This window comes from Pseudomonas sp. BN102 (assembly GCF_029871245.1).
Lineage (GTDB): Bacteria > Pseudomonadota > Gammaproteobacteria > Pseudomonadales > Pseudomonadaceae > Metapseudomonas.
In genome coordinates this window covers 426258-450922 of record NZ_SSON01000075.1, presented here as the reverse complement: position 1 = coordinate 450922, position 24665 = coordinate 426258, and the positions used below count along the sequence as shown (strand labels likewise).

Annotated in this window: 21 protein-coding genes; 13 read left to right on the top strand and 8 right to left on the bottom strand. The window is 67.2% G+C overall.

Annotated features, from left to right (window positions below):
- Positions 1-234 precede the first annotated feature (234 nt).
- Positions 235-888, top strand: coding sequence for a peroxiredoxin (locus E8F12_RS23340; RefSeq protein WP_280327545.1), 654 nt, complete (start codon positions 235-237; stop codon positions 886-888).
- Between the two features lie 56 nt (positions 889-944).
- Positions 945-1703, top strand: a complete 759-nt coding sequence (locus E8F12_RS23335) for a Mut7-C RNAse domain-containing protein (protein ID WP_280327544.1) — start codon at positions 945-947, stop codon at positions 1701-1703.
- A 263-nt stretch (positions 1704-1966) separates the two neighbouring features.
- Here E8F12_RS23335 and E8F12_RS23330 read toward each other — a convergent pair whose 3' ends face one another.
- The gene (locus E8F12_RS23330) at positions 1967-6370 is read right to left on the bottom strand and encodes a DEAD/DEAH box helicase (RefSeq protein WP_280327543.1); all 4404 of its coding nucleotides are present in this window, start codon (positions 6368-6370) and stop codon (positions 1967-1969) included.
- Between the two features lie 210 nt (positions 6371-6580).
- Between E8F12_RS23330 and E8F12_RS23325 the strand changes: the two genes are divergently transcribed.
- Entirely contained in the window at positions 6581-6925 is a 345-nt protein-coding gene (locus tag E8F12_RS23325) for a hypothetical protein (RefSeq protein WP_280327542.1), read from the top strand.
- Positions 6926-6929: 4 nt separating this feature from the next.
- On the opposite strand, the gene E8F12_RS23320 is transcribed toward E8F12_RS23325, so the two are convergent.
- A complete protein-coding gene (locus E8F12_RS23320; protein ID WP_280327541.1) occupies positions 6930-7202 on the bottom strand; it encodes a hypothetical protein in 273 nt (90 codons plus the stop codon).
- 350 nt (positions 7203-7552) lie between these two features.
- Between E8F12_RS23320 and E8F12_RS23315 the strand changes: the two genes are divergently transcribed.
- The 5 genes from E8F12_RS23315 (at position 7553) to E8F12_RS23295 (ending at position 13990) form a co-directional block, all read left to right on the top strand.
- Positions 7553-7687, top strand: a complete 135-nt coding sequence (locus E8F12_RS23315) for a hypothetical protein (RefSeq protein ID WP_280327633.1) — start codon at positions 7553-7555, stop codon at positions 7685-7687.
- 611 nt (positions 7688-8298) lie between these two features.
- Positions 8299-9732, top strand: a complete 1434-nt coding sequence (locus E8F12_RS23310; RefSeq protein ID WP_280327540.1) for an NAD(P)/FAD-dependent oxidoreductase — start codon at positions 8299-8301, stop codon at positions 9730-9732.
- 36 nt (positions 9733-9768) lie between these two features.
- Positions 9769-10773: a 2-dehydropantoate 2-reductase gene (locus E8F12_RS23305; protein WP_280327539.1), complete on the top strand. Its 1005-nt coding sequence runs from the start codon at positions 9769-9771 to the stop codon at positions 10771-10773.
- 340 nt (positions 10774-11113) lie between these two features.
- On the top strand, positions 11114-12511 hold the full coding sequence (ppnN, locus tag E8F12_RS23300; protein WP_280327538.1) for a nucleotide 5'-monophosphate nucleosidase PpnN: 1398 nt from the start codon (positions 11114-11116) through the stop codon (positions 12509-12511).
- A gap of 204 nt (positions 12512-12715) precedes the next feature.
- Positions 12716-13990, top strand: coding sequence for an MFS transporter (locus E8F12_RS23295; RefSeq protein WP_280327537.1), 1275 nt, complete (start codon positions 12716-12718; stop codon positions 13988-13990).
- A gap of 97 nt (positions 13991-14087) precedes the next feature.
- Here E8F12_RS23295 and E8F12_RS23290 read toward each other — a convergent pair whose 3' ends face one another.
- Positions 14088-14507 (bottom strand): hypothetical protein, encoded by a 420-nt coding sequence (locus E8F12_RS23290; protein ID WP_280327631.1) that lies wholly within the window; start codon positions 14505-14507, stop codon positions 14088-14090.
- Between the two features lie 165 nt (positions 14508-14672).
- On the opposite strand from E8F12_RS23290, the gene E8F12_RS23285 reads away from it, so the two are divergent.
- Complete coding sequence (locus tag E8F12_RS23285; protein ID WP_280327536.1) at positions 14673-15263, top strand: Crp/Fnr family transcriptional regulator; 591 nt, start codon at positions 14673-14675, stop codon at positions 15261-15263.
- Here the strand turns inward: E8F12_RS23285 and E8F12_RS23280 are convergent.
- Positions 15241-16971 (bottom strand): AMP-binding protein, encoded by a 1731-nt coding sequence (locus tag E8F12_RS23280; RefSeq protein ID WP_280327535.1) that lies wholly within the window; start codon positions 16969-16971, stop codon positions 15241-15243. The two genes, E8F12_RS23285 and E8F12_RS23280, sit on opposite strands and share 23 nt — an antisense overlap.
- Before the next feature lie 207 nt (positions 16972-17178).
- On the opposite strand from E8F12_RS23280, the gene E8F12_RS23275 reads away from it, so the two are divergent.
- Entirely contained in the window at positions 17179-17664 is a 486-nt protein-coding gene (locus E8F12_RS23275) for a heme-binding protein (protein WP_280327534.1), read from the top strand.
- 9 nt (positions 17665-17673) lie between these two features.
- On the opposite strand, the gene E8F12_RS23270 is transcribed toward E8F12_RS23275, so the two are convergent.
- Entirely contained in the window at positions 17674-18078 is a 405-nt protein-coding gene (locus E8F12_RS23270) for a VOC family protein (RefSeq protein WP_280327533.1), read from the bottom strand.
- A 60-nt stretch (positions 18079-18138) separates the two neighbouring features.
- The gene (locus E8F12_RS23265; protein ID WP_280327532.1) at positions 18139-19014 is read right to left on the bottom strand and encodes a LysR substrate-binding domain-containing protein; all 876 of its coding nucleotides are present in this window, start codon (positions 19012-19014) and stop codon (positions 18139-18141) included.
- A 185-nt stretch (positions 19015-19199) separates the two neighbouring features.
- Here E8F12_RS23265 and E8F12_RS23260 point away from each other — a divergent pair, with 185 nt between their 5' ends.
- Entirely contained in the window at positions 19200-19550 is a 351-nt protein-coding gene (locus tag E8F12_RS23260) for a RidA family protein (protein ID WP_280327531.1), read from the top strand.
- Positions 19551-19586: 36 nt separating this feature from the next.
- A complete protein-coding gene (locus E8F12_RS23255; RefSeq protein ID WP_280327530.1) occupies positions 19587-20978 on the top strand; it encodes an FAD-dependent oxidoreductase in 1392 nt (463 codons plus the stop codon).
- A 13-nt stretch (positions 20979-20991) separates the two neighbouring features.
- Here E8F12_RS23255 and zapE read toward each other — a convergent pair whose 3' ends face one another.
- Both zapE and lysA read right to left on the bottom strand, forming a co-directional pair.
- Positions 20992-22098 (bottom strand): cell division protein ZapE, encoded by a 1107-nt coding sequence (gene zapE, locus E8F12_RS23250; protein WP_280327529.1) that lies wholly within the window; start codon positions 22096-22098, stop codon positions 20992-20994.
- A 247-nt stretch (positions 22099-22345) separates the two neighbouring features.
- Positions 22346-23584: a diaminopimelate decarboxylase gene (gene lysA, locus E8F12_RS23245; protein WP_280327527.1), complete on the bottom strand. Its 1239-nt coding sequence runs from the start codon at positions 23582-23584 to the stop codon at positions 22346-22348.
- Between the two features lie 120 nt (positions 23585-23704).
- On the opposite strand from lysA, the gene E8F12_RS23240 reads away from it, so the two are divergent.
- Complete coding sequence (locus E8F12_RS23240; RefSeq protein ID WP_280327526.1) at positions 23705-24631, top strand: LysR family transcriptional regulator; 927 nt, start codon at positions 23705-23707, stop codon at positions 24629-24631.
- Positions 24632-24665: the final 34 nt, after the last annotated feature.

Genomic DNA, 24665 nt, shown 5'->3' with positions numbered 1-24665 from the left:
TTGGCGACCCGGGCAGTCCCGGTCACGGAGACATTGCCCCGTCCGATGCCCTCTTCTGGGTAGGAATAGCAGTCCCCCAGCCCCGCCGCATGACCACTGATCCAGCGCCGTCCGGGCAGGCGCGGGAGGGAGACCTATACTGTTAGCCCCGACAGGTCCGAGGCGCCCGCCCGGCCTGCTAAATCGGCTGCCGCAGCGACGGCTTTTCCCCAGCCACCAGATAGGAGGTCGAACATGGCAATACGTATTGGCGACGAGGCCCCGGATTTCACGGCCGAAACCACCGAAGGCACTATCAATTTCCACCAGTGGATCGGCGACCAGTGGGCCATCCTGTTCTCCCACCCGAAGGACTTCACCCCGGTCTGCACCACCGAACTGGGCTACATGGCCAAGCTCAAGCCCGAATTCGACAAGCGCAATACCAAGGTGGTGGGCCTTTCCGTCGACCCGGTCAGCGACCACCGCAAGTGGGTCGGCGATATCGAGGAAACCCAGGGCTATGCGGTGAATTACCCGATGATCGGTGACGAAAACCTCACCGTGGCCAAGCTTTACGACATGATCCATCCCAACGCCAGCGCCGGTCCGCGCACCGCCGTGGACAACGCCACAGTACGCTCGGTGTTCATCGTCGGCCCGGACAAGAAGGTCAAGGCCATGCTGGTCTACCCGATGAGCGCGGGGCGCAACTTCGACGAGGTGCTGCGTCTGCTGGACTCGCTACAGCTGAACGCCAAGCACACGGTGGCGACACCGGTGAACTGGCGGCCGGGCGACGACGTGATCATCCCCACCTCGGTGTCGGACGAGGACGCGCAGAAGAAATATCCCCAGGGCTACAAGACCCTCAAGCCTTACCTGCGGGTAGTCGCCCAGCCGAAATGACCGCTCGCGCGCCCTCCATCGGGAGGGCGCGCCTGCGGGCTGCCATACTGTCCTGCATGGCCAGCGCAACCTTCCGCTTCTATGAGGAGCTCAACGACTTCCTGCCGGCTGAACGGCGTCGGCAAGCCTTCACCTGCGCCTGTGCGCGGGCGGCCACGGTCAAACACATGATCGAGGCCCTGGGCGTGCCCCATACGGAAGTGGAACTGGTGCTGCTCAATGGCGAGTCGGTGGGCTTCGACCGCTTGATCCTCGACGGCGACCGCCTGGCCGTCTATCCCAAGTTCGAGACCCTGGACATCAGCCCCCTGCTGAAGGTGCGTGCCCAGCCCTTGCGCGTTTTGCGCTTCGTCGCCGACGCCCACCTCGGCGGGCTGGCCAGCCTGCTGCGCATGAGCGGCTTCGACACCCTCTACGACAACTGTTTCGAGGATGGCGAGATCGCCGAGATCGCCGCCCACGAGGGGCGCATCGTGCTGACCCGCGACCGCGAGTTGCTCAAGCGCCGCATCATCAGCCACGGCTGCTACGTGCATGCCCTGAAACCAGCCCTGCAGCTGCGCGAACTCTTCGAGCGCCTGGACCTGGCCCGCAGCGCCCGCCCCTTCAGCCGCTGCCTGCACTGCAACCGCCCCTTGCGGGAAATCGACGCGGAACTCGCCCGCCCGCGCCTGCCGCCGCGCATCGGCGCGCTCTACTCGCGCTTCCTCAGCTGCGATGCCTGCCAACGCCTGTACTGGGAAGGCTCCCACTGGCGCAGCATGTGCGCTCTCCTCGCCCCGCTTCTGTCTGTGGATAAGTCCGGCGAAGCCTGACGAACGGTTACCCACAAAGGTAGTGGATGAAGCTGTGGATAAGCTGTCGGGCGATGGCCAGGGGCCAGATATCGCGCGGCTTTGCCGGGATTGAATCAATTTCGAGCTATTTCAAGTGGTTAGACCGGCCCCAGACGCAGGTATACGCTTTTTCTGTGGGGGCGAATTTATTCGCCAAGCAGGCCGGAGGTCTGCCCTTGCCAAGTCATAGGGGGCAGCTGCGCCGCCCTTGGCGAATGAATTCGCCCCTACACCGGTCCATCCTACAAGGGCATGCGCGCCCGTCTCGACTGCTGCCCGAGCGGCGTGGCCGCCGGCTGGCGGATCAGCGCCGCGCGCCATTCGTTGGCGGTAGCCGCATCGACTTCCTGCAGCAACGCCACCTTGCCCGCCACCAGGGTCGCCACCGGCACCCCGTCCCGATAAAGCAGGCGGTTGCCCGCCAGCGCCGGCACCTTGGCACCGCTCAGCAGGGTGCCCAGCAGGTTCAGCGGGTCGCAGGCGGAGAGACTGATCAGACTGCTGTCCGGCGGCCGCTTGCGCACCTCCCGGAGCAGGCCCACGGCTTCCGGCAGGGCGAACTGTTCACCGGAAACTCCGGCCACGAAGCGTCCGCCGCGTATCTCGCCACGCGCCTCCAGGCGGTGGTAGACCCGCAGCAGGTCGCGCCAGGGCGGTAGCCAGTTCGCCTCGCGCTCCAGCAGGCGCCAGCCGACCACCCCATAGCGACGCAGCAAGGTGCGCGCCACATGCTCCAGGGCTTCGGCCGGCACCTTGCCCTGCCCTTCCTCGGCCTTGCCGCGCAGCAGCGCCCATCGCCCAGCGTCCTGCATATTGGCCAGGGCCAGTCGCGCGCGGCGGTCGTGGCGGCTGCGCCGGGCCGCCGGCAGCAGCAGGGAACGCAGGCCGGCGAAGCTGTCGGCATTGCACAGGCCCAGGGCCACCAGTTCGCCGAGGCAGTCCTCCAGCTCGCTGCGCAGCAGGTGGGCCTCGTCCATCAGTTCGTCGAAGAACAACGCTCCCTGGCTGGCCAGCACCTGGCGCACCCGTTCGGCACGGGCGGACGGCTCCGCCGCTGGCGCGTCCTGCAGGCAGGCGCGCCAGAGGCCCAGGCTCTTGCGCGGCAGCAGCAAAATGGGCGTGCCGCGCACCGGTCCCACCACTGCCTTGCCGCGCCCGCCGAGGCGGCACCAGACCACCCGGCCGGCGCGGCACAGGTCATCCAGCCAGTTGATGCCATAGTCGGCCACCCGGCTCGGCAGTATCTCGCTTTCCCAGGCACCCGCTGCGGCCTCGAAGCCTTCCAGCTGCCCGAGCACCCCGGCCAGGGCCTCGGCACCGCGCACCTGGGCTCTGGGTGCCACGCGTTGCCAGTCGAACAGGAAGCGCATGAAATCGGCCCGCTCCACCGGTTCGATTTCGCGGCGTAGGCGCTTGACCGTATAGCGGTGGATGCGCGCCAGCAGGTGCCGCTCGCACCATTCCTCGTCCCGCGCACCGGGGCTGAAGCGGCCGCGGAGCACCTGGCCTTCGCGCTCCAGGCTGGCCAGGGCTAAGGCCAGGGCGGATGGCGTCTGACGCAGGTCGGCGGCCAGCCGCGCCAGGGGCAAGGGGCCGAAGCCGCCCAGCCGGGCGCGCAGCACGTCCACAAGGGCGGCCTCGGCCTGCCTGGGCCCGCTGAATCCCTCGGGCGCGGCAATGGCCGGCTTCAGCGCCGCCTGGGGATAAAGCACGCGGAACAGCTCCAGGCGCTCGGCCGCCAGCCACAGGGCCGGCTTGCCTTCCAGGTGCAGGCAGCCCGCCCGCCTCGCCTTGGCCAGTTGCTTGAGCCAGTCGGCCCAGCCGCTGTTGGCCTCGGCTTCGGCCTGGGTGATGCAGGCCAGGGCCAGCAGCGCTTCGTGCATCTCGTCGGCATCGCGCACCTCGGGCCAGGCTTCTTCGGCCACCGCAGTGATGGCGTCGGCATCCAGGGCGCCGAGGTCGTCGGCCGATTGCGGGTCGCTCCAGCGGCGGCTCTGCACCGCCTGGGTACGGCGCTCTTCCAGCGGCGCATCGTCGAGGAAGGCATAGGGCCGGGCGCCGAGGATTTCCGCCGCCAGGGCAGAGGGCGCCGGCAGGTCGCGGGCCAGCAGTTCCACCTCGCCGCGCTCCATGCGCCGCAGCAGCGCTAGCCAACCCTCGGCGTCCATGGCTTCGTGCAGGCAATCGTCGAGGGTCTGGGCCACCAGCGGGTGGTCGGGAATCTCGCGCTCGCCCACCAGGTTCTCCTGGCAGGCCACCTGGTCGGGGAATACGCTGGCGAGCAGGTCTTCGCTGCGCATGCGCTGGATCTGCGGCGCCACCTTGCGCCCGCCGGAGAAGCGCGGCAGGGCCAGGGCGGCGGAGGCGTTCCAGCGCCAGCGCACCCCGAACAGTGGCGCATCCAGCACGGCCTGGACCAGCACCTGCTCGGCGCTGTTGGAATGCAGGTAGCGCCAGACCTCGTCCAGCGGGAAGCTGTGGCTGGTGGAGAGGGAGAGGATGAGGGCGTCCTCGGTGGCCGCCGCCTGCAGCTCGAAGTTGAAGTTGCGGCAGAAGCGCTTGCGCAGCGCCAGGCCCCAGGCACGGTTGATCCGGCTGCCGAACGGCGAATGGATGATCAGCTGCATGCCGCCGGATTCGTCGAAGAAGCGCTCCATCACCAGCCGCTGCTGGGTCGGCAACGCTCCCAGCGCTGCCTTTGCCCGCGCCAGGTATTCGACGATCTGCCGCGCTGCCGCCTCGCTCAGGCCGAGGCTTGCGTGCAACTCCGTCACCGCGTGCTCGACTCCGCTTGCCTCCCCTCTCCCCTTGGGAGAGGGGCCGGGGGTGAGGGAAGCTCGCGCAGACTCGGAGTCACCAAGCCAGGCTTCCACCTCCCCTCTCAGCCTCGCCACCGCCGCCGACAACTCATCCGTCCGCCCTGGCGCCTCGCCCAGCCAGAAGGGAATGCTCGGCGGCTGCCCCCGGGCATCCTCCACCCGCACCCGCCCAGGCTCCACGCGGATGATGCGGTAGGACTGATTGCCCAGCTGGAACACATCGCCAGCCAGGCTTTCCACGGCGAAATCCTCGTGCACGCTGCCCACCGGCATGCCCTGGGGCTCCAGCAGCACGGCGTAGTCGGCGGTTTCCGGGATGGCCCCGCCGGAGGTGATGGCGGTCAGCCGCGCCGCGCGCCGGCCACGCAGGCGGCGATTCACTGCATCGCGGTGGAGGTAGGCGCCACGCACGCCCTGGCGGCCGTTGTAGCCCTCGGAAAGCATCTTCACCAGGGCGTCGAACTGGCCGCGCGCAAGGTCAGCGTAGGGCATGGCGCGGGTCATCAGGCGGTAGAGCTCGTCCTCGCCCCATTCCTGGCAAGCCACTTCGGCGACCATCTGCTGGGCCAGCACATCCAGGGGCGCATGGGGGATGGTCAGGGCGTCCAGCTCGTCGCGGCGCACGCTGTCCAGCAGCGCCGCGCATTCGACCAGGTCGTCCCGCGACTGCGGAAACAGCCGCCCCTTGGGCGTGCCGCCGACACTGTGGCCGGAGCGGCCGACCCGCTGCAGGAAGGCGGCGATGCTGCGTGGCGAACCGAGCTGGCAGACCAGCTCCACGTCGCCGATATCGATGCCCAGCTCCAGCGACGCCGTGGCCACCAGCACCTTGAGTTCGCCGCGCTTGAGACGCTGTTCGGCGTCCAGGCGCAGGTCCCGCGCCATGCTGCCGTGGTGCGCGGCCACCGCCACATCGCCCAGACGCTCGGAAAGATGGCGACTGGCGCGCTCGGCCAGCCGCCGGGTGTTGACGAAGACCAGCGTGGTGCGGTGCTCGGCCACCAGTTCGGCCAGGCGGTCATAGACCTTCTCCCAGGCCTCATTGCTCAGCACCGCTTCCAGGGGTACCGGCGGTACCTCCAGAGCCAGGTCGCGTTCGCGGCTGTAGCCGACGTCCACCAGGGTGCAGCCCTCTTCGCGCTGGCCCATGAGGAACTGCGCTACCCGCTCGATGGGCTTCTGGGTGGCGGACAGGCCGATCCGCTGCAACGGCCACCCGCACAGGGCCTCCAGCCGTTCGACGCTGAGCATCAGGTGGCTGCCGCGCTTGCTGCCGGCGATGGCGTGGATTTCGTCGACTATCAGGCTGCGGCAGCCCGCCAGCATGGCGCGGCCGGAGTCGGAGCCGAGGAGGATGTAGAGGGATTCGGGCGTGGTCACCAGTATGTGCGGCGGGCGCTTGCGCATGGCGTCGCGCTCGGCCTGCGGCGTATCGCCGGTGCGCACGGCGGTGCGGATGGCCACATCCGCCAGGCCCTGGCATGCCAGCTCGGCGCGGATGCCCGCCAAGGGCTCCTCCAGGTTGATGCGGATGTCGTTGGACAGCGCCTTGAGCGGCGACACATAGACCACCGTGCAGCGGTCCGGCAGACCTCCCTGCTCCAGGCCCTCGTGCACCAGCTCGTCGATGGCGGAGAGGAAGGCGGTGAGCGTCTTGCCCGAACCGGTGGGCGCCGCCACCAGGGTGCTGTGTCCGGCGCGGATCGCCGGCCAGGCGCGACACTGGGCCGCCGTGGGCGCGACGAAAGTGGCACGGAACCAGGCGGCGACGGCGGGATGGAAGGCTTCCAGCGCCCGGGCAGTGACGGAATGGCGGGTCGAGGTCATGGCAGCCAATATGGGTCGGCTCGGGATTGTGCTCAAGGGCGCCGGACCGATGGTCGCGGCACCAAGGCCACGCCCAGGCCGCGCGAGCCGAGCGTCGGGACACGGGTCAGGCGGCGAAAAATGATCCTGCTCCTACACCAGCGAGCACTAAACTGGTCCCTTGCGTCACTCCCATATCGAGTGTGAGCGCAATTGCCAAGGGGAGCCTTCATGGGCATTCATAGTGACGATAAGGAGCTGGAAACACTGTTCGAGGAAGTCATGCCGGGGTTTCGCTGCCTGGTCACTCGCCAGGCGGATGGAACAATCACCCTTCAATTCCAGAACATCCACGACCAGGGCACTTTCACCCTGCCTGCCCTGGACCCCGCCCAGTTGAGTTCCCCCGAGAAGCTGGAAAAGCTCTGCGAGCAGTTGGCCGAGGAATTCCTGCTGATCTGCGAACAGCCGCCCCTCCCGGAGACGGAAGCGGAGGGTGGGAACCTGATTCGCGTATCCAGGGCGCTGGCCGACCGGCTCTTCATGTACTTCAGGCCCCCTCGCCAACCGCACTGAGCGGCTATTCCGGCTCCTTGCCCGGCGGCTTGTGGTTGGCTTCGGTGCGAGCGACGGTGACGATTTCGAAGACCAACTGGTCCACCACCTCATCCAGGGCGCCGGGCCCCAACAGGGACTGCATGGTGACGCCACTGATGCGCATCGCCTCGCGGGTCGCCGGTTCGATCAGGCTCACATCGATGACGTTGTGCGAGGAGAACTCGCACTTCACCTGGTAGCCCGGTAGCACAGCCGCCACTTGCGACTGTAGTTTGTCTTGCAGCCGGTACTTCATCCTTCCTCCCGGGCGTGGGCCCCAAGCCGCGCCGTAGTTGCCATTCATCGGAAGAGCGAATTCGCTGGGTCGAGTTGCAGGTATAGCGCATCGCTTTGGGACAGCCATCGGGACTGATGACCGGTTGCCAGGCCGCCGAACGCTTGCGGCAGGACGAGCGAACGGCCACTAGACTGAAATTGTCTTGCGATTGCAGGACACGGAAGGCGCCACTCCAGCAACGCACGACTCAGCTGCTGTGGCTCCTTCCTCATTTTTCCGTACCTTCCGACCACGCCGCCGCCTTCCGCTGTAGCCGCGGCTATTGCGCGCACCTGATTTCCGAGTGGCTGCCGGCACTGGACGGCGTGATGGACAAGCTGGAGGCAGGCGCCAATGTGGCCGATATCGGCTTGAGCTTCACCCAGGCCAGCGCCAACGACCACCTCGACGGTCTCGGCGCCCAGGCCGGCGAGGCGCGCAAGCAGGGTAATTCACGGCATTAGCCCACACCGGATTGGCAAGATTGTCTGATTGTCCTTGGTTGGCTCCGTGCAGCCGGATGTTTCCCTCACCCCCGGCCCCTCTCCCTGAAGAGGAGAGGGGGGACTCGCGCCGGCAACGGCCAAACAGAATTGAAGCCCAAACGCGCCTGAAGCCGAGCAAAAAGCGGTGGGGCAGCGATTCCGCCCCTTCAGGAGGCCGAGTGGAATCGTTGCAGAGGGGGACGAGCGGCATGGATGCCGCGAGAGGCGTGTAGGGCCATGGATGGCCCTTCGCGCCGTGCCCCCGGAGCGACGATGGAGGGAGGGAACCTGGCGAAGCCGGGCCGGATGTAGGGGCAAGCCCTTTTGGTTCCTTTTGGGGCGACTGCCAAAAGGGACTCGCCCGGGAGGGCGAAACAGAAACCCGAAGCTCGCTCGGCAATGAGCCAGAGCGCCGAACGAAGGCCCATATAAGAAGGCCTCACACCAGTACCCCGTGAATAACCGCACGTACGGCGTGTTACATCCGTTGGCTATTTTGCTGAGGCGCAATCGTTCTCTCACCGGCATCAGGCGCGAACTAGCCTCCATCAGTTGAGTGCTCAGCTCGACTGGGATGGAGGATGCGCCTGATGAATACAAGCACGATCGAGACGGACTACCTGGTTATCGGCGCCGGTGGCTCGGCCATGGCCTTCGTCGACACCCTGCTGGACGAGTCCGATGCCCAGGTGCTGATAGTCGATCGCCACGCCCAGCCCGGCGGCCACTGGAACGATGCCTACCCCTTCGTCCGTCTGCACCAGCCCTCTGCCTTCTACGGCGTCAACTCGCGGCAACTGGGCTCCGGCCACAAGGACCGGTCCGAATGGGGCGGAGGCCTGTACGAGCTTGCGTCGGGGGCGGAGGTGCTCAGCTACTTCGACCAGGTCATGCAGCAGCGCTTCCTGCCATCCGGCCGCGTCCGCTACCTGCCGATGTGCAATTACGAGGGTGATCGAAGGGACCGGCACTGCGTCACTTCACAGCTCACCGGAGACAGCTGGCAGGTGAAGGTGCGCAGGAAGCTGGTGGACGGGACCTGGGCGCAAACCGCGGTGCCCTCCACCCATCCGCCGAAGTATCGGGTCGCACCCGGGTTGCGCTGCATTCCCCCGAACGAGTTGCCGAAGCTGCGCGAACCCAGCGCCCGCTACGTGGTGGTGGGCGGCGGCAAGACCGGCATCGACGCCTGCCTCTGGCTGCTGCAGACGGGCGTTGTTGCCGAGCGCATCCAGTGGATAGTGCCGAACGATTTCTGGCTGCTGGACCGCGCCAACTTCCAGCCGGGCCAGGAGAATGTCGTCCGCACCATCGGCAGCCTGGCCCGGCAGTTTGGGGCCATAGGCGCTGCCGAGTCCGTCGCCGATCTCTTCCTCAGGCTGGAAAGCGCTGGCGAACTGCTGCGTATCGACCGCTCCGTCGAACCCACCGCCTTCCGCGCCGCCACCATATCCCAGGGAGAACTGCGAGCACTGCAAGGCATCGGCAACCTGGTGCGCCTGGGACGCGTCCAGGCAATCGAACCCGAGCGGATCGTCCTCGACCGTGGCAGCGTCGATGCCCATCCCGACGCCCTCTACATCGATTGCAGCGCCAGCGCCATTCCGGTCATTTCCGAGGGCAGTGTCCAGGTCTTCGACGGCAACCGGATCAACCTGGTGACGGTGAGCAGCTACCAGCTCCTCTTCAGTGCGGCGGTTATCGCCTATGTGGAAAGCCATTTCGACGACCTGGCGCAGATGAACGACTTCTGCCGCGTCGTCCCGCTGCCGCTGTCGCCCCTGGACTGGCTGCGGATGTGGGCCGTTTACCTCAGCAACCAGCGGCGCTGGAAACAGGACGCCGGGCTGTCCAACTGGCTGGCGCGCTGTCACCTGCACCTGCTGCCTACCGTGCTGCGCAGCCTGCAGGAAAACGACCCGGAAAAGCTGGCCGTGCTGAACGACTTCACGCAGGCCAGGCAGCAGGCGCTGGAAAACCTGCCCAGGCTGCTGCAAGCCGCAGGTTGCGCCCAGCAGGCTTGAGCGGCCGTCAGGGCGCACACAGGAAGGAGGATATCCATGCCATCCATCGCGATTTTCGGAGCGGGGACCATCGGTTGCTACGTGGGGGGCCGACTGGCGATCGGCGGCGCCAGCGTAACCTTCATCGGGCGTAGCCATATGGCGGACACGCTGGCGCAACAGGGACTGAACCTCAGCGACCTCACGGGCTGGCAGGCCAGGCTGGAGCCGGAACTGATCCGGTTCAGCAGTGATCCGGCGGTAGTGGCCGACGCCGAAATCGTGCTGGTCACGGTGAAATCCGGGGATACCGCCAGCGCCGCCGAGGCCATGGCTCCGCATCTCAAGGCATCAGCCCGGGTGCTGACCCTGCAGAACGGCCTGCATAATGCCGAGCTGCTCGCCAGCCGGTTGCCGGACCACGATGTGCTGGTCGGCCTGGTGCCTTTCAATGTGGCGCAGATCGCCGCCGGGCATTTCCACCAGGGCTCGGAGGGTACGTTGCAGGTCGAGCGCACACCGCGGCTGGATGGCACCCTGAAGGCATTCGAGCGCGCCGGCCTGCCGCTGGTGCAGCACCGGGACTTCCATGCCGTGCAATGGGCCAAGCTACTGTTCAATCTCAACAACGCCGTGAATGCCCTGTCGGGGCTGCCATTGCGCGCTGAACTGTTGCAGCGCCCCTATCGCCACGTGCTGGCGGCCGCCCAGCGGGAAGGCTTGGCCCTGCTGGAACAGAAACACCAACCCCTCGCGCGTCTGACACCACTCCCCGCTCGGTGGATTCCGGCACTGCTGGATGCGCCGGACTCGTTCTTCCGCCTGGCCGCCAACCGGATGCTCGCCCTCGATCCCCTCGCCCGCTCCTCGATGCAGGATGATCTGCTGGCCGGACGCAAGACGGAAATCGACTACCTGCAGGGGGAAATCCTCCAACTCGCCGACAGCCTGAACCGGCCGGCACCGGTGAACGGGAAGCTGCTGCAACTGGTCCATGCCGCCGAGCAGGGTGGGCAACGCAACTGGTCCGGGGAAGCCCTGCTGAAGCAGGTTCAGGGCTGAGCCGGGTGCGCTCGATGGTGGAAATCCGCCTTGCGGATTTCCACCCTGTCAGGCGCGTGCCTTGCTCTAGGCTGGACTAGGCTCTACCTGTTCACCCGCCCCACGCTATTGCCGGAGAAGCACAGCGGCAGCGAACATCACCAAGAAATTTCTTGTCACACGGCCTGCAATCTCGCTATTACGCTGAAGCAGGACCCGGAACACACGCCCGCAACGAATTCGTAACCTCGCAGTGCCCAGATAAGAACAACCTCCTCAATCTGCGCCATCAGCTTCGGCGCGTAGTACCCCAGGGACGGGCCCGGTCTGGTCCGCCGCCATCGCTTTAAGGAAACATCGAATGTCCAGAAGACACGTCATCAATGCCCAGGTCAGCCCGAAGGGCAGCCTGGAAACCCTCTCCCAACGTGAAGTGCAGCTGCTGAGCGAAGCCGGCTCGGGGCGCATGTACCAGCTCTTCCGCCAGTGCGCCCTGGCCATTCTCAATACCGGGGCGCAGATCGACAACGCCAAGACCATCCTGGACGCCTACCAGGACTTCGAAGTCCGCATCCACCAGCAGGATCGCGGCGTGCGCCTGGAGCTGATCAACGCGCCGGCGGATGCCTTCGTCGATGGCGAGATGATCGCCAGCACCCGCGAAATGCTGTTCAGCGCCCTGCGCGACATCGTCTACACCGAGAACGAACTGGACAGCCTGCGTATCGACCTCGACAGCTCCCAGGGCATCACCGACTACGTCTTTCATCTGCTGCGCAACGCACGCACCCTGCGTCCGGGCGTGGAACCGAAGATAGTGGTGTGCTGGGGCGGTCACTCCATCAGCACCGAGGAATACAAGTACACCAAGAAGGTCGGCCACGAGCTCGGCCTGCGCCACCTGGACGTCTGCACCGGCTGCGGCCCCGGCGTGATGAAGGGGCCGATGAAGGGCGCCACCATCGGCCATGCCAAGCAGCGCACCCATGGCGGCCGCTACCTGGGCCTGACCGAGCCCGGCATCATCGCCGCCGAGGCGCCCAACCCGATCGTCAACGAACTGGTGATACTCCCGGATATCGAGAAGCGCCTGGAAGCCTTCGTGCGCGTCGGCCACGGCATCATCATCTTCCCCGGCGGGGTGGGCACGGCGGAGGAGTTCCTCTACCTGCTCGGCATCCTGATGCACCCGGACAACCAGGACCTGCCCTTCCCGGTGGTGCTCACCGGCCCGAAGAGCGCCGCGCCCTACCTGGAACAACTGCACGCCTTCGTCGGCGCCACCCTCGGTGAAGCCGCCCAGGGCCGCTACAAGATCATCATCGACAACCCGGCCGAGGTCGCCGTGGAGATGGCCCAGGGTCTGAAGGCGGTCAAGCAGTTCCGCCGCGAGCGCAATGACGCCTTCCACTTCAACTGGCTGCTGAAGATAGACGAAGGCTTCCAGCGCCCCTTCGACCCCACGCACGAGAACATGGCCAGCCTCACCCTCAGCCGCGACGTGCCGCCCCACGAACTGGCGGCCAACCTGCGCCGCGCCTTCTCCGGCATCGTTGCCGGCAACGTCAAGGACAAGGGCATACGCCTGATCGAACGGCACGGCCCCTACGAGATCCACGGCGATGCCGCGGTGATGCAGCCGCTGGACCACCTGTTGCAGGCCTTCGTCCGCCAGCACCGGATGAAGCTGCCGGGCGGCGCGGCCTATGAGCCGTGCTATCGGGTGGTGCAGACCGGCGTGGAAGATCTGGCGGGCTGAACCCTGGATGCGCTGAGCCCAGGGAAACGCGCTTCACGCCAATACGCTCCCATCGGAAACCTCGCGCGACTCCGGAAGGCGGTGGGCCCCGGCCCACCGGCCTTCTGGAAACGCAATGCTGGCGCGGCACGGTCCGACAGTCGCGGGATGGCGCGGGCGGGGCTAGTCTCTTCGGGACGCAGCGCCCCAGGGGAGAAAAGCGCCATGCGATCCAGCCTCGCCACCGGTGTGACCCGCCGGGAAATCTGGGCCTGGGCGATGTTCGACTTCGCCAATTCCGGTTACACCACGGTGATCATCACCGCTGTCTTCAATGCTTATTTCGTCGCTGTAGTGGCCGAGGGCAAGCCCTGGGGCACTCTGGCCTGGACCAGCACCCTGGCCCTCTCCTACGCGCTGGTGATAGTCACCGCCCCACTCATCGGCGCCTATGCCGACGCCACCGCGCGCAAGAAACGCCTGCTGGCGTTCAGCACCCTCGGCTGCGTGGTCTTTACCGTCGCCCTGGCGCTGGCCGGGCCGGGCGCCCTGGCGCTGGCGGTGCTGTTCGTGGTGCTGTCGAACTTCTGCTTCGGCACCGGGGAGAACCTGATCGCCGCCTTCCTTCCCGAGCTCGCCCGCGAAGAAGCGCTCGGACGGGTTTCAGGATGGGGCTGGGGCCTGGGCTATATCGGCGGCCTGGTCAGCCTGGGGGCCTGCCTGGGCTACGTCAGCTGGGCCCAGGGCCAGGGGCAGACGGCGGCGCAATTCGTGCCGGTGTGCGTGTTGATCACGGCCTTGCTCTTCGCCGTCGCCTGCGCCCCGACCTTCCTCTACCTGAAGGAGCGCAGCCAGCCGCAACCGGCCACTGGTCCGGACGGGGCCTGGGCGCGCTTTGCCAGGACGCTCCGCGAGGCCGGCCGCTACCGCGACCTGCTGCGCTTTCTCGCCTGCACCGTCTGCTACCAGGCCGGGATCGCGGCAGTGATCAGCCTGGCGGCCATCTACGCCGACCAGGTGATGGGCTTCACCACCCAGGACACCCTGCTGCTGATCTTCATCGTCAATATCACTGCCTCCCTTGGCGCCGTGGCGTTCGGCTGGCTGCAGGATCGGATCGGCCACCGCCCCACCCTGGCCCTTACCCTGCTGGGCTGGCTGGCCATGGTGGGCATGGTCTGGCTGGCCAGCGGCCCGACGCTCTTCTGGGCCGCGGCCAATATCGCCGGCCTGTGCATGGGCGCCAGCCAATCAGCGGGGCGCGCCATAGTCGGCCTGCTGGCGCCGCCCACGCGGTTGGCGGAGTTCTTCGGTCTCTGGGGACAGGCGGTGAAGCTCTCAGCCATCCTCGGCCCCATGACCTACGGGCTGGCCAACTGGCTGTCCGGCGGCGACCACCGCCTGGCGATGCTGATCACCGGCAGCTACTTCGTCGCCGGCCTGCTGATCCTGGCCAGCGTGCGCCTTGAGCGCGGCCGCCGCGCCGCGCTGATCGGCTGACGGATCACAGGCTGCTGGATTTGCAGGAGCGAGCTTGCTCGCCAACAGCCCGAGCGCGATCTGTAGGAGCAAGCTCGCTCGTACAGATTGGGGGCCTTCAGCCCTCCTCGTCTTCCCTGACCAGCACGCAGTGCATGCCGTCGTCGTCTTCGTTGCAGTCGTAGAGGTAGAACATCTGCACCTCGCCGCTGGCGGTGACCACCGCGACGAAATCGCCGGCATCGGCCAGGAAGAACTCGCGGCTGGCGGGGTCGGCCTGGCATTCGATCAGGGCGGTGACGAAGGCGGCGGGGTCGATGTCGCCGAAATAGTCCTCACTGTCCTGGGCGCTCCATTCGGCCGGTGCCTGGAAAGGTCCGGTGAAGAGGATGCGGGCATCGCCCAGGTCTTCCTCTTCGGCGTCCATGTCATTGTCGTCGGGGCGGTAGAGGGTGCAGTCCAGGGCGTCGGCGTGGCCGATTACGGCCTGACGGGCGGCCAGGCGCTTTTCCGGGTCGAGGCCTGCGGCCAGGCAGATCTGCGCCCAGCTGTCGTGTTGGCGTTGGGACACGGGGGTGTTCCTTCTTGGTGGGGGCTTGGAAGGAGTCTAGTGTCGGGTACGGCAACGCGGCGGGCAAATCCGTATTGCGGCAAGCCACCGCGCCTGTGCTTAGATGAAGCCAATGCCACCAGGTCGAGCCCCATGATCCCCGCCGAGAACCAGGCCCAGCTGCACGAGATATTCACCGCCCACGGCATGAGCGACCCGGCGCTGCTGGACTGCCTGCTGCAGTCACTGAAGTTGCGCGACTACGATCACGACCAGCTGATCATCCGCGCCGGCGAGCGGCCCACGCACTTCTACGTCATCCTCAGCGGCGTGGCACGCTACTACTACCTGTCCCCCGAAGGACGGCAGTGGAACAAGGCCTTCTTCCGCGAGGGCCAACTGATCGGCTCCCTCAGCGCCTACTTCAAGCAGCAGCCGTGCACCTACAACATCGCCGCCGTGGAGCGCTGCCGGCTGGCCTGTCTGCCGCTGGCCCTGGTCGCCCGACAGGGCGAGCGCTTCCCGCAACTGCAGCTGATGCAGGACCTGATGACCCGCCAGATCATGCTGCGCAACGAGGACCGCGAAGCGCTGCTGCTCACCAGCAACAGCGAGCAGCGCTACCAGTGGCTGCTGGAGCACGAGGCCTGGTTGCTCGACCGGGTGCCCCAGTACCAGTTGGCCAGCTACCTGGGCATGGACCCAGTGTCCTTCTCGCGGATCAAGCGCAAGCTGGGGCACTGACCACTTCACGCACCTGCAGCCCCAGGGCCTCGGCGCGCTCGACGCAGAATGCCAGATGCCCGGCGCTCACCCCGCGCAGGCTTATCCACAGGCCGCCTTCGGGTCCCTGGGCCACTTCGCAGGTCACCCCGGGGCAGTCGCTGCCGATGCGTTCGAGGTAGACGCTGGCCGCGGCCATTTCCCGCAGGCGCTGCTTGTGGATCTTGCCCACCACCGTGACCGGCAGGGCCGCCAACAGGAACACCCGCCTGGGGCAGGCCGGGCGTTCGGCGATGTGCTCGAAGGCGTACTGGCGCAGCTCCTCGACGCTGGCGGAAAGGTCCTGGCGCAATTGCACGAAGACCACCGGCAACTCGCCGGCGTACTCGTCCGGCATGCCCACGGCCGCGGCCAGGGACACCGCCGGGTGGCTCTCCAGACAGTTCTCGATCAGCGCCGGGTCGATGTTGTGGCCGCTGCGGATGATCAGGTCCTTGGCGCGCCCGGTGATGAACAGGTTGCCCTCCTCATCCAGATGGCCGAGGTCGCCGCTGCGCAGCCAGCCTTCCTCGAGCGGCAACGCGTCGTGGCCCAGGTAACCAGCGAACAGGGTGGGACCACGTACGCAGATCTCCCCGCCGTCGATGCGCACCTCGACGGGCGCCGCCACATGCCCGGCGCTGCCGGGAATCGCCGGCCGGGACAGATTGGGCAGGGTGATGACACCACTGCACTCGGTCATGCCATAGGCCTGGTAAAGCTGCAGCCCGGTAACGGCTTGCACTTTCTCGCAGAGGGCCGCCGGCACTGGCGCACCGCCCGAGAGCAGGAAGCGCAGGCTGCCGATGTCGTGCCGGCCGATGGGAACGTCGAGCATGGCCGCCACCGAGGTGGGAATGCCGCCGCTGAGGGTGATGCCGTAGTGCTCCACCAGGCGCCAGTGCTGACGGATCACCTCCGGGTTGCGGAAGCCGCCCAGCGTCGGCAGCAGCATGCGCAGGCCGCTGGCCAGGCCGCCCAGACTGTTCACCAGGGCGCCGGCCACATGGAAGATCGGCAGGCCGTTGAGCGCCACATCCTCGGGGCCTGCGGCCATGCGCGCGCGGTAAGCGCAGGCGGCGGCCACCTGGTTGGCGTGGGTTTGCCGGGCCAGCTTGGGCAGGCCGGTGGTGCCGCCGGTGTGGAAGTAGGCGGCGATGTCCCCGGGCCGGGGCCGCAGTTCGAGTTCCAGAGCCTCGCCGCCGTAGCTGTCGACCAGGCTGTCGTAGTGCAACTCGCCGCCCGGGACCAGCACGGACAGACACCCGGGTTGCTTCGACAGTCGCCGCGACGCGGCCAAAGCCTTCTCCCAGAGGTCGCTGCCCGGCACCGGGCCGAGGGCGACCACCAGGTCGGTGCCGGCCTTTTCCATCAGGCTAGTCAGAGCCTCTTCGTTCAGCAGCGGGTTGATCGGGTTGGCGATGCCGATACTGGCGGCGGCCCAGAGCAGGCTCTGGCTCTGCGGAATGTTCGGCAGCAGCAGGGTGATCACCGGCTTGCGGGTGCCGGCCAGGTCGAGCAGCAGGCGCGCGCTGCGGTTGAGCCGGGTGAAGAACTCCGCGTAGTCGAGATCCTGATCGCCGATCTCCGCGCCCAGGCTGTGGATATAGGTCAGGGCGATCCTCTCGGGGTGCTCGGCCGCCGAGGCCTGCAGCAGTTCATAGACGGTAGTGGGAGCTTGGGCGGGCATGGCGGCCTCCTTGGACCTGCGCGTTGTTGTGCGCCGATTCTTGGGGGCCACGGCGGTCGCGGCATTAACAAATGTTAAGAAGGCTGGCTAGGCTGTAATGCACGGCCAGCGCCGCCCTGGCGACATCGTTCCGCCGTCCCTGCCCCTGGCCGAAGGCAACGGCCACCCCGCATCGGCCCGGCCCGATGGTCGCGACAGGAGAATCCCATGAAGCCACTCCAGTTCCTTGCCCTAGGCGGACTTGCCGCCTGCCTCGCCGCCCAGGCCGAGGTCGCCAGCGAAAAGAACATCACCGTCGCACTCGCCACGGAAATCGCCAGCGCCGTGGTGCAGGGCTGCGCCGCCAAAGGCTACAACGTCACCGCCACAGTGGTGGACCGCGCCGGCAGCGTGCGCGTCGTGCTGCGCGCCGACAAGGCGGGCCCGCACACCCTGGACTCCAGTCGGCGCAAGGCCTACACGGCCGCGTCCACCAAGCGCAGCACCACCGAGATGCTGGAGACCGTGCAGAAGAATCCCGGCGCCCAGTTCCTGCCGATGATCGACGACTTCCTGGTGGTGGGCGGTGGTGTGCCGATCAAGGTGGGTGACGAGGTGATAGGCGCCGTGGGCGTGGGCGGCGCGCCCGGCGGGCACCTGGACGAGCAATGCGCCACGGCCGCGCTGGATACGGTGAAAGCCCAGCTCAAATAGGCCACGGCCTCAATCGTGCTCGCCACCGCACCACATGCCTTCCAGCTTGAGCCCGTCGGGGTCGAGGAAGTACACCGCGTAGTAGTCCTCGTAATACTCCCCGGCGGGGTCGACTATGGTCACGCCGTTCTGCTCGAGGAAGATCTGCAGCGCGTCCACGTCCTTGCGGCTGCGCAGGAAGAAGGCGTAATGGTGAAAGCCCACCTCGCCGATGCGGTGCTTGTGCCTGCGGCCCTTGGCGTCGGCGGCGAAGATCCAGAAGCGGGTCTTCGCAGTCTTCCAGCCGATGGCGTTCTCGTACTCGTTGGAAATCTCCAGGCCGAGGAACTCGAAGAGCCGGCCGTAGAACTCCCTGGAGCGCGGGAAGTCGCTGACGGAGATCACCAGGTGGTCGGTGTCCAGGACCCTGCTCATGGTCGGGTCTCCCATTGCATGGCTGTCCTGGAGGTATAGACGCAATCGACGAGGCGGACCTCAGCCTTCCAGCCCGTCCCGGACCATCTCCAGGAAGGTCGCCAGGATGCGCCGCGAACTCTGCGCCCGCAGGCAGACCAGCGTCTCGGTGAAGCGCCGCTGGCAATCGAGGATCGGCAGGGCGCGAACCCGCGAGTCAGAACCCAGCTCGGCCGCCGAGACCACCCCTGCACCAATGCCGAACGCCACCGCCTCCAGCGCTGCTTCGCGCCCCTCCACCTCGATCGCCTTGCGGATGCGCAGGCCGGCGGAGGCCATCTCCTCCTCGAGGGTCTGCCGGGTGACCGAACCCTGCTCGCGCAGGACCAGTGGCGCGTCGTCGAGGTCGGCGAGGCGGATGGAGTCGCGCGCCGCCCAGGGATGCCCGTGGGCGACGAAGGCAACCATCGGATCGCTGCGCAGGTGCAGCGTGAGCAGGCGCTCGTCTTCCACGCTGCGCCCGAGCAGGGCCAGGTCGGCGCGGTGGCTGAACAGCCGATGCAGGACATCGTCGGTGTTGCCGGTCTCGATCTTCACCTCGATGCCCGGGTAGCGCGCGCAGAAGCGCGCGACATGGGGCAGCACATGCACCGGCGCATCCACGGCGAGATTCAGGCTGCCGGTAGTCAGGGTGCGGTAGTCCATCAGCAGCTCGTGGGCATCGGTGCTGATGTCGAACAGGCGCCGGGTCAGGCCGAACAGCCGCTCGCCCACGTCGGTCAGGCGCACCGAGCGCTTGTCGCGGTGGAACACCATCACCCCGTAGTACTCCTCGAGCTTGCGCACCTGGTCGGACACCGCCGGCTGGGACAGGCACAGCTGGTCGGCCGCCCGGGTGAAGCTGCCGTTCACGGCCACGGCATGGAACGCCCTCAACTGCGAGTGGGAAACGGACATGGCGGTCTCTGGATAAGTTGAACTTATTTGAAAATACAACAAATCGATTTCAGTTATCCAAGCCAAGTTGTTCTGATGGTTCCCGCAAGTCGCTTGACCGCTGTCTGACCGGCGCCGGTGCCCAACCACCGCCTGCGCTTCCGTCCCCTGCGTACCTGACCCCAACCCGCAACCGGGAGAACTCCATGACGATCGAACGATTCGAGGTGGCCAGGCGCCGCTCGGAAATGGTCCTGCACGACAACCACCTCTACATCGGCGGCCAGGTGGCCGAAGACACCACGGGCGATATCGAGGCGCAGACCCGGGAAGTGCTGGCGAACATCGAGCGCCTGCTGCTCGACGTTGGCAGCAACCGCCAACGGCTGCTCTCGGTGCGCATCCTGCTCGCCCATCGCGAGGACTACGCGGGGCTCAACCGGGTCTGGGACGAATTTTTTCCCGAAGGCCATGCACCAACCCGCGCCTGCACGCTGGCGGATCTGATCGACCCGCGCTGGCGGGTGGAAATGATCGCGGTCGCCGCGCGCGGCTGATCACTGCACCCGAACCTATCCCACGGAGATGACCCCATGCGTCCCTACTGGCTCGACCAGGCCCTGAAGAACCAGCCCTCCACGCCCTGCCCCGCTCTGCGGCAGGACACCCGCGCCGATGTCTGCATCGTCGGCGGCGGCTACACCGGCCTGTGGACGGCGATCATGCTCAAGGAACAGAGCCCCGAACTGGACGTGGTGATAGTCGAGGCCGACATCTGCGGCGCCGGCGCCAGCGGCCGCAATGGCGGCTGCGCACTGTCCTGGTCGGCCAAGTACTTCACCCTCGAACGCCTGTTCGGGGTGGCCGAGGCCGTGCGCCTGGTCCAGGCCTCGGAGGACAGCATCCGGGCCATCGGCGACTTCTGCCTACGCTACGCGGTGGATGCCGACTACCGGCTCGACGGCACCCTCTATACGGCGACCAACCGCGCGCAGCAGGGGGCGACCGACGCGGTGGTCGCCGCCCTCGAGCGCAACGGCATCAACTCCTTCACCAGGTGCCCGCTGCCCGAGTTGCAGCGCATGGCGGGTTCGGCCCGGCATATCGAGGGCTGGTTCTCGCCGGCGGCGGCCAGCGTGCAGCCGGGAAAGCTGGTGCGCGGCCTGCGCCGGGTCGCGCTGGAACTCGGCGTGCGCCTGTACGAGGGCACGCCGATGACCGGCCTGGAGGAAGGCCGCCCAGCCACGGTCGCCACCCCCGGTGGTCGCGTCGTCGCCGACGGAGTGGTGCTGGCGATCAACGCCTGGATGGCGCGCGCCTTCCCGCGCTTCGAGCGCTCGGTGGCGATCGTCTCCAGCGACATGATCATCACCGAGCCGCGCCCCGACCTGCTCCAACGCATCGGCCTGACCAGCGGGGTGACCGTGCTCGACTCGCGGATCTTCGTGCACTACTACCACAACACCCCCGATGGCCGGATCATGCTCGGCAAGGGCGGCAACACCTTCGCCTACGGCGGCCGCATCCTGCCGGTGTTCGACCAGCCCTCGCCCTATGAGGCGCTATTGCGCAGGAGTCTGGCGGAGTTCTTCCCGGACTTCGCCGAGGTGGGCATCGAAGCGACCTGGAACGGCCCCTCGGATCGCTCGGTCACCGGCCTGCCCTTCTTCGGCCGGATGGGCGCCGGCGACAACATCTTCTACGGCTTCGGCTATTCCGGGAACGGCGTCGGCCCCTGTCACATGGGCGGGCAGATCCTCTCCTCGCTGGTCCTCGGGCTGGACAATCCCTGGACCCGCTCGCCCCTGGTGCAAGGCCCGCTCGGCCACTTCCCGCCGGAGCCGATCCGCTACCTGGGCTCGCTGATGGTGCGCAACGCGATCCGCCGCAAGGAGCACGCCGAGGACCTCGGCCGGCGGCCCCGGCACCTGGACGTGCGCCTGGCGAAATTTGCCGCGGCGGCCGGCAAGGCGGACAAGGGCTAGGGCCCCTGTGCCGTCAGAAACGCTGCAGCTGCATCTCGCGCAAGCGGCTGAGGGTGCGCCGGAACGGAAACTCCAGGTAGCCCTCGGTATACAGTTGTTCCAGCGCCACGGCCGCCTCGACATAGAGCGGCACGCGCCGGTCGTAACACTCGTCCACCAGGGCGATGAAGCGCCGCACGCTGTCGTCGTGCACCGACAGCTGCGGCAGCTCGCGGTCGCCGGCAGCCACGCGCTCGGCGCCGTCCTCTGTGCCCCGGGCGATGCGCCCCTCGCGCCGGGGGGCACTGAGGCAGGGCACTTCGCCGAGGAGGATGGCCGGGAAACGGTCGCACAGGGCGATGAAGTCCAGCGCCGCCAGGGGCTGCTCGCAGAGGTCGGCATAGCGGAACCAGGCCGCCGCCGCGCAACGGCGCACCACGGGCACCGGGCGGTGGCCGAGTTCCAGTGGCTCGTTCGAGGAAACCTGCCCTGCCGCCAGCCGTTCGAACACCTCGGCCAGCACGCTGGGCCCGCCGGGCGCGGCCAGCCAGTAGCGCTGGTGGAGGGCGCCGGGGTGCAGGCGATGGTCATGGCCGCCGTCCACCGCCACCACCTGCATGTGCCGTTCGATAGCGGCGATGGCCGGAAGGAAGCGCTCGCGGTTGAAGCCGTCGGCGTAGAGCTGTTGCGGCGGCTGATTGGAGGTGGCAACCATGGCCACGCCTTCCTCGAACATCGCCGTCAGCAACCGGCCCAGGAGCATGGCGTCACCGATATCGTTGACGAACAGCTCGTCGAAGCAGAGCACCCGCACCTCGCGACCCAGTTCGCGGGCCAGGGCCTGCAGCGGGTCGGGAGTGCCGGTGAGCTGGAACAGGCGCTGGTGCACCCAGCGCATGAAGTGATGAAAATGCTGGCGCCGGGCCGGAACCCGCAGGCTCTGGTGGAAACGGTCCATCAACCAGGTCTTGCCGCGCCCGACCGGTCCCCAGAGGTAGACACCGGTCACCCGGCCGGCCTGGTGCAGGGCCTCGTGGCAGGCCTGCAGCAATTCGACCGCCTGGTGCTGGGCGGGATCAGGCTGGAAGCCGCCCTGTTCCAGGGCATGCTGGTAGGCGGCAAGGGGGGAATCGAATGTCATGGCGCGGCATTGTGCGGGTTACGGCAGGGGATGCAAGCGCACGGGCCTGCCGGCGGAATTGAGTGTGGGGCGATTTCAATCGCTGAGCAGACCGCAGGTCTGCCTTGCCGACTAACCATGGGCCACCAGGTGCCCTTGGGGCGTAGGGTGGAAATCGCTTTTCATATCCACCAATACAGCCGGCCCCAACTCCGATGGTGGATCGATGAAGCGTGATCCACCCTACGGCCGGGCTGGGGAACGATGCTTAGAACTGCTCCAGCGCCAGCAGGTCGGCCAGGGGCTGGCGGCGGCGGATCAGGCGCGTCTCGTCGCCGTCCACCAGCACTTCCGGCAGCAGCGGGCGGCTGTTGTAGTTGGACGACATGGAAGCGCCATAGGCCCCGGTGTCGTGGATCAGCAGCAGGTCGCCGACCTGTGCCGCCGGCAGCGCGCGCGGTGCCACCAGGCCCCCGTCGTGCTGGGTGAAGACGTCGCCGGACTCGCACAGCGGGCCGGCCACCACGGTCGGACGCTGCGGGGCGCTGACCGGGTTGCCGGCATCGTCCAGCAGGGTCATGGCGTGGAAGCTGCCGTACATCGAGGGACGCATCAGGTCGTTGAAGCCGGCATCGACCATGACGAAGTGATTGTTGCCAACGTCCTTGGTCGCACGGACTTCGCTGAGCAGGCAGCCGGACTCGGCCACCAGGAATCGGCCCGGTTCCAGCTCCAGGCGCACCGGATGCTTGACGATGCCCTCGATCTGGCGGCGGGCCTGGTTCCACAGCTCGGCGTAGCGCGGGATGTCCACCACCGGGTCGCCGTCGCGGTACGGGATGGACAGGCCGCCGCCGGCGGAAATGGCTTCCAGGTCGCAGCCCAGGTCGCGCACCGCGTCGACCATGGCGCCGCAGACCTGCTCCAGGTGGCTGTAGTCCACCCCGGAGCCGATATGCATGTGCAGGCCCACCAGGGTCAGGCCGTAGTCGTTGATCACCGCCATCGCGGCGTCCAGCTGGCTGTGCCAGATACCGTGCTTGCTGTTCTCGCCGCCGGTGTTGGTCTTCTGGCTGTGGCCGTGGCCGAAGCCGGGGTTGATGCGCAGCCAGACGCGGTGGCCGGGGCTTTCCTGGCCGAGCTGGGTGAGCATGTCGATGGAGCCGACGTTGACCTCGATGCCCAGCTCCACGGCGCGCGCCAGGGTGGCGCGGTCGAGCAGGTCGCAGGTCAGCACCACGCCGGCCGGTTCGCCCTTGGGCGAGTAGCCGGCCAACAGCGCGCGCTCGATCTCGCCGAGGGACACCGCATCCACCTGCACGCCCTGTTCGCGCATCAGGCGCAGGATGCTCAGGTTGGAGCAGGCTTTCTGGGCGAAGCGGATTACATCGAAGCCCTTGAGCTGGGCGATGCGTTCACGGATCACGGCGGCGTCATAGCACCAGAGTGGGGTGCCGTGTTCACGGACGAGGTTGGCGAGGGTGGCGGCGGGAATGTTCGGGCGCATGGCGGCCTCCAGAATCGGAATGGCGTCATGATGGCGAGGCTTGTCGATTCAATAAAATACCAATTTATCAATTCACCATTCATTATTGATATGGATTAACACCTGTAGCCGAGTGCCGCCATGGACCTTTCCATCCGCCACATCGAAGTCTTCCGCGCGGTGATGACCGCCGGCAGCGTGACCGGCGCCGCGCGCCTGCTGTTCACCTCGCAACCCACGGTAAGTCGCGAGCTGGCGCGCTTCGAGCACCTGCTGGGCTTTCGCCTGTTCGACCGCGAGGGCGGCCGACTGGCGCCCACCGCCCAGGGCCTGGCGCTGTTCGACGAAGTGCAGCGCTCCTATTCCGGACTGGAACGCATAGTCGGCGCGGCCCAGGCCATCCGCCGCTTCGACCAGGGCCAGCTAGCGATCACCGGCCTGCCGGTGTTCGCCCAGACCCTGCTGCCGGGCTTCTGCCAGGCCTTCCTCGAACGTCACCCCGGCGTGCGCCTCGCCATCAGCGCCCAGGAATCGCCGCTGCTGGAGGAATCCCTGAGCGGCCAGCGGCATGACCTGGGGCTCTCGGAAACCGACATCCTGCCGCGCGGCACCCGGGGTTCGACGCTGTTCGCCGCAGATATGGTCTGCGTGCTGCCCGAAGGCCATGAACTGCTGGCCAAACCCGAGCTGGCCCTGGCGGACTTCCATGACCGGCCCTTCATCAGCCTGGCCGGCCTGGATATCTACCGGCAGAGCCTGGATGCCCACTTCCTCGCCGCCGGGGTCGAACGGCGGATGGTGGTGGAAACCAGCACCGCGGCCTCGGTCTGCGCCATGGTCCGCCAGGGCCTGGGCCTGGCCATCGTCAACCCGCTGAGCGCCCTCGACGAGGCCGGGCGCGGGCTGCAGATGCGCCGGCTACAGACCTCGATTCCCTTCCGCGTGCAACTGATCCGACCGGAGTACCGACCTTCCTCGGACCTGGTGGATACCGCCGCTCAAGTATTCCACGAACAGGCGCAAGCGCTGGTCCAGGTACTGGAGACGCGGCTGGGTCGACCGGCCTGAAGCAGTCATTTTCCCAACCGGGCTGACGCACAAT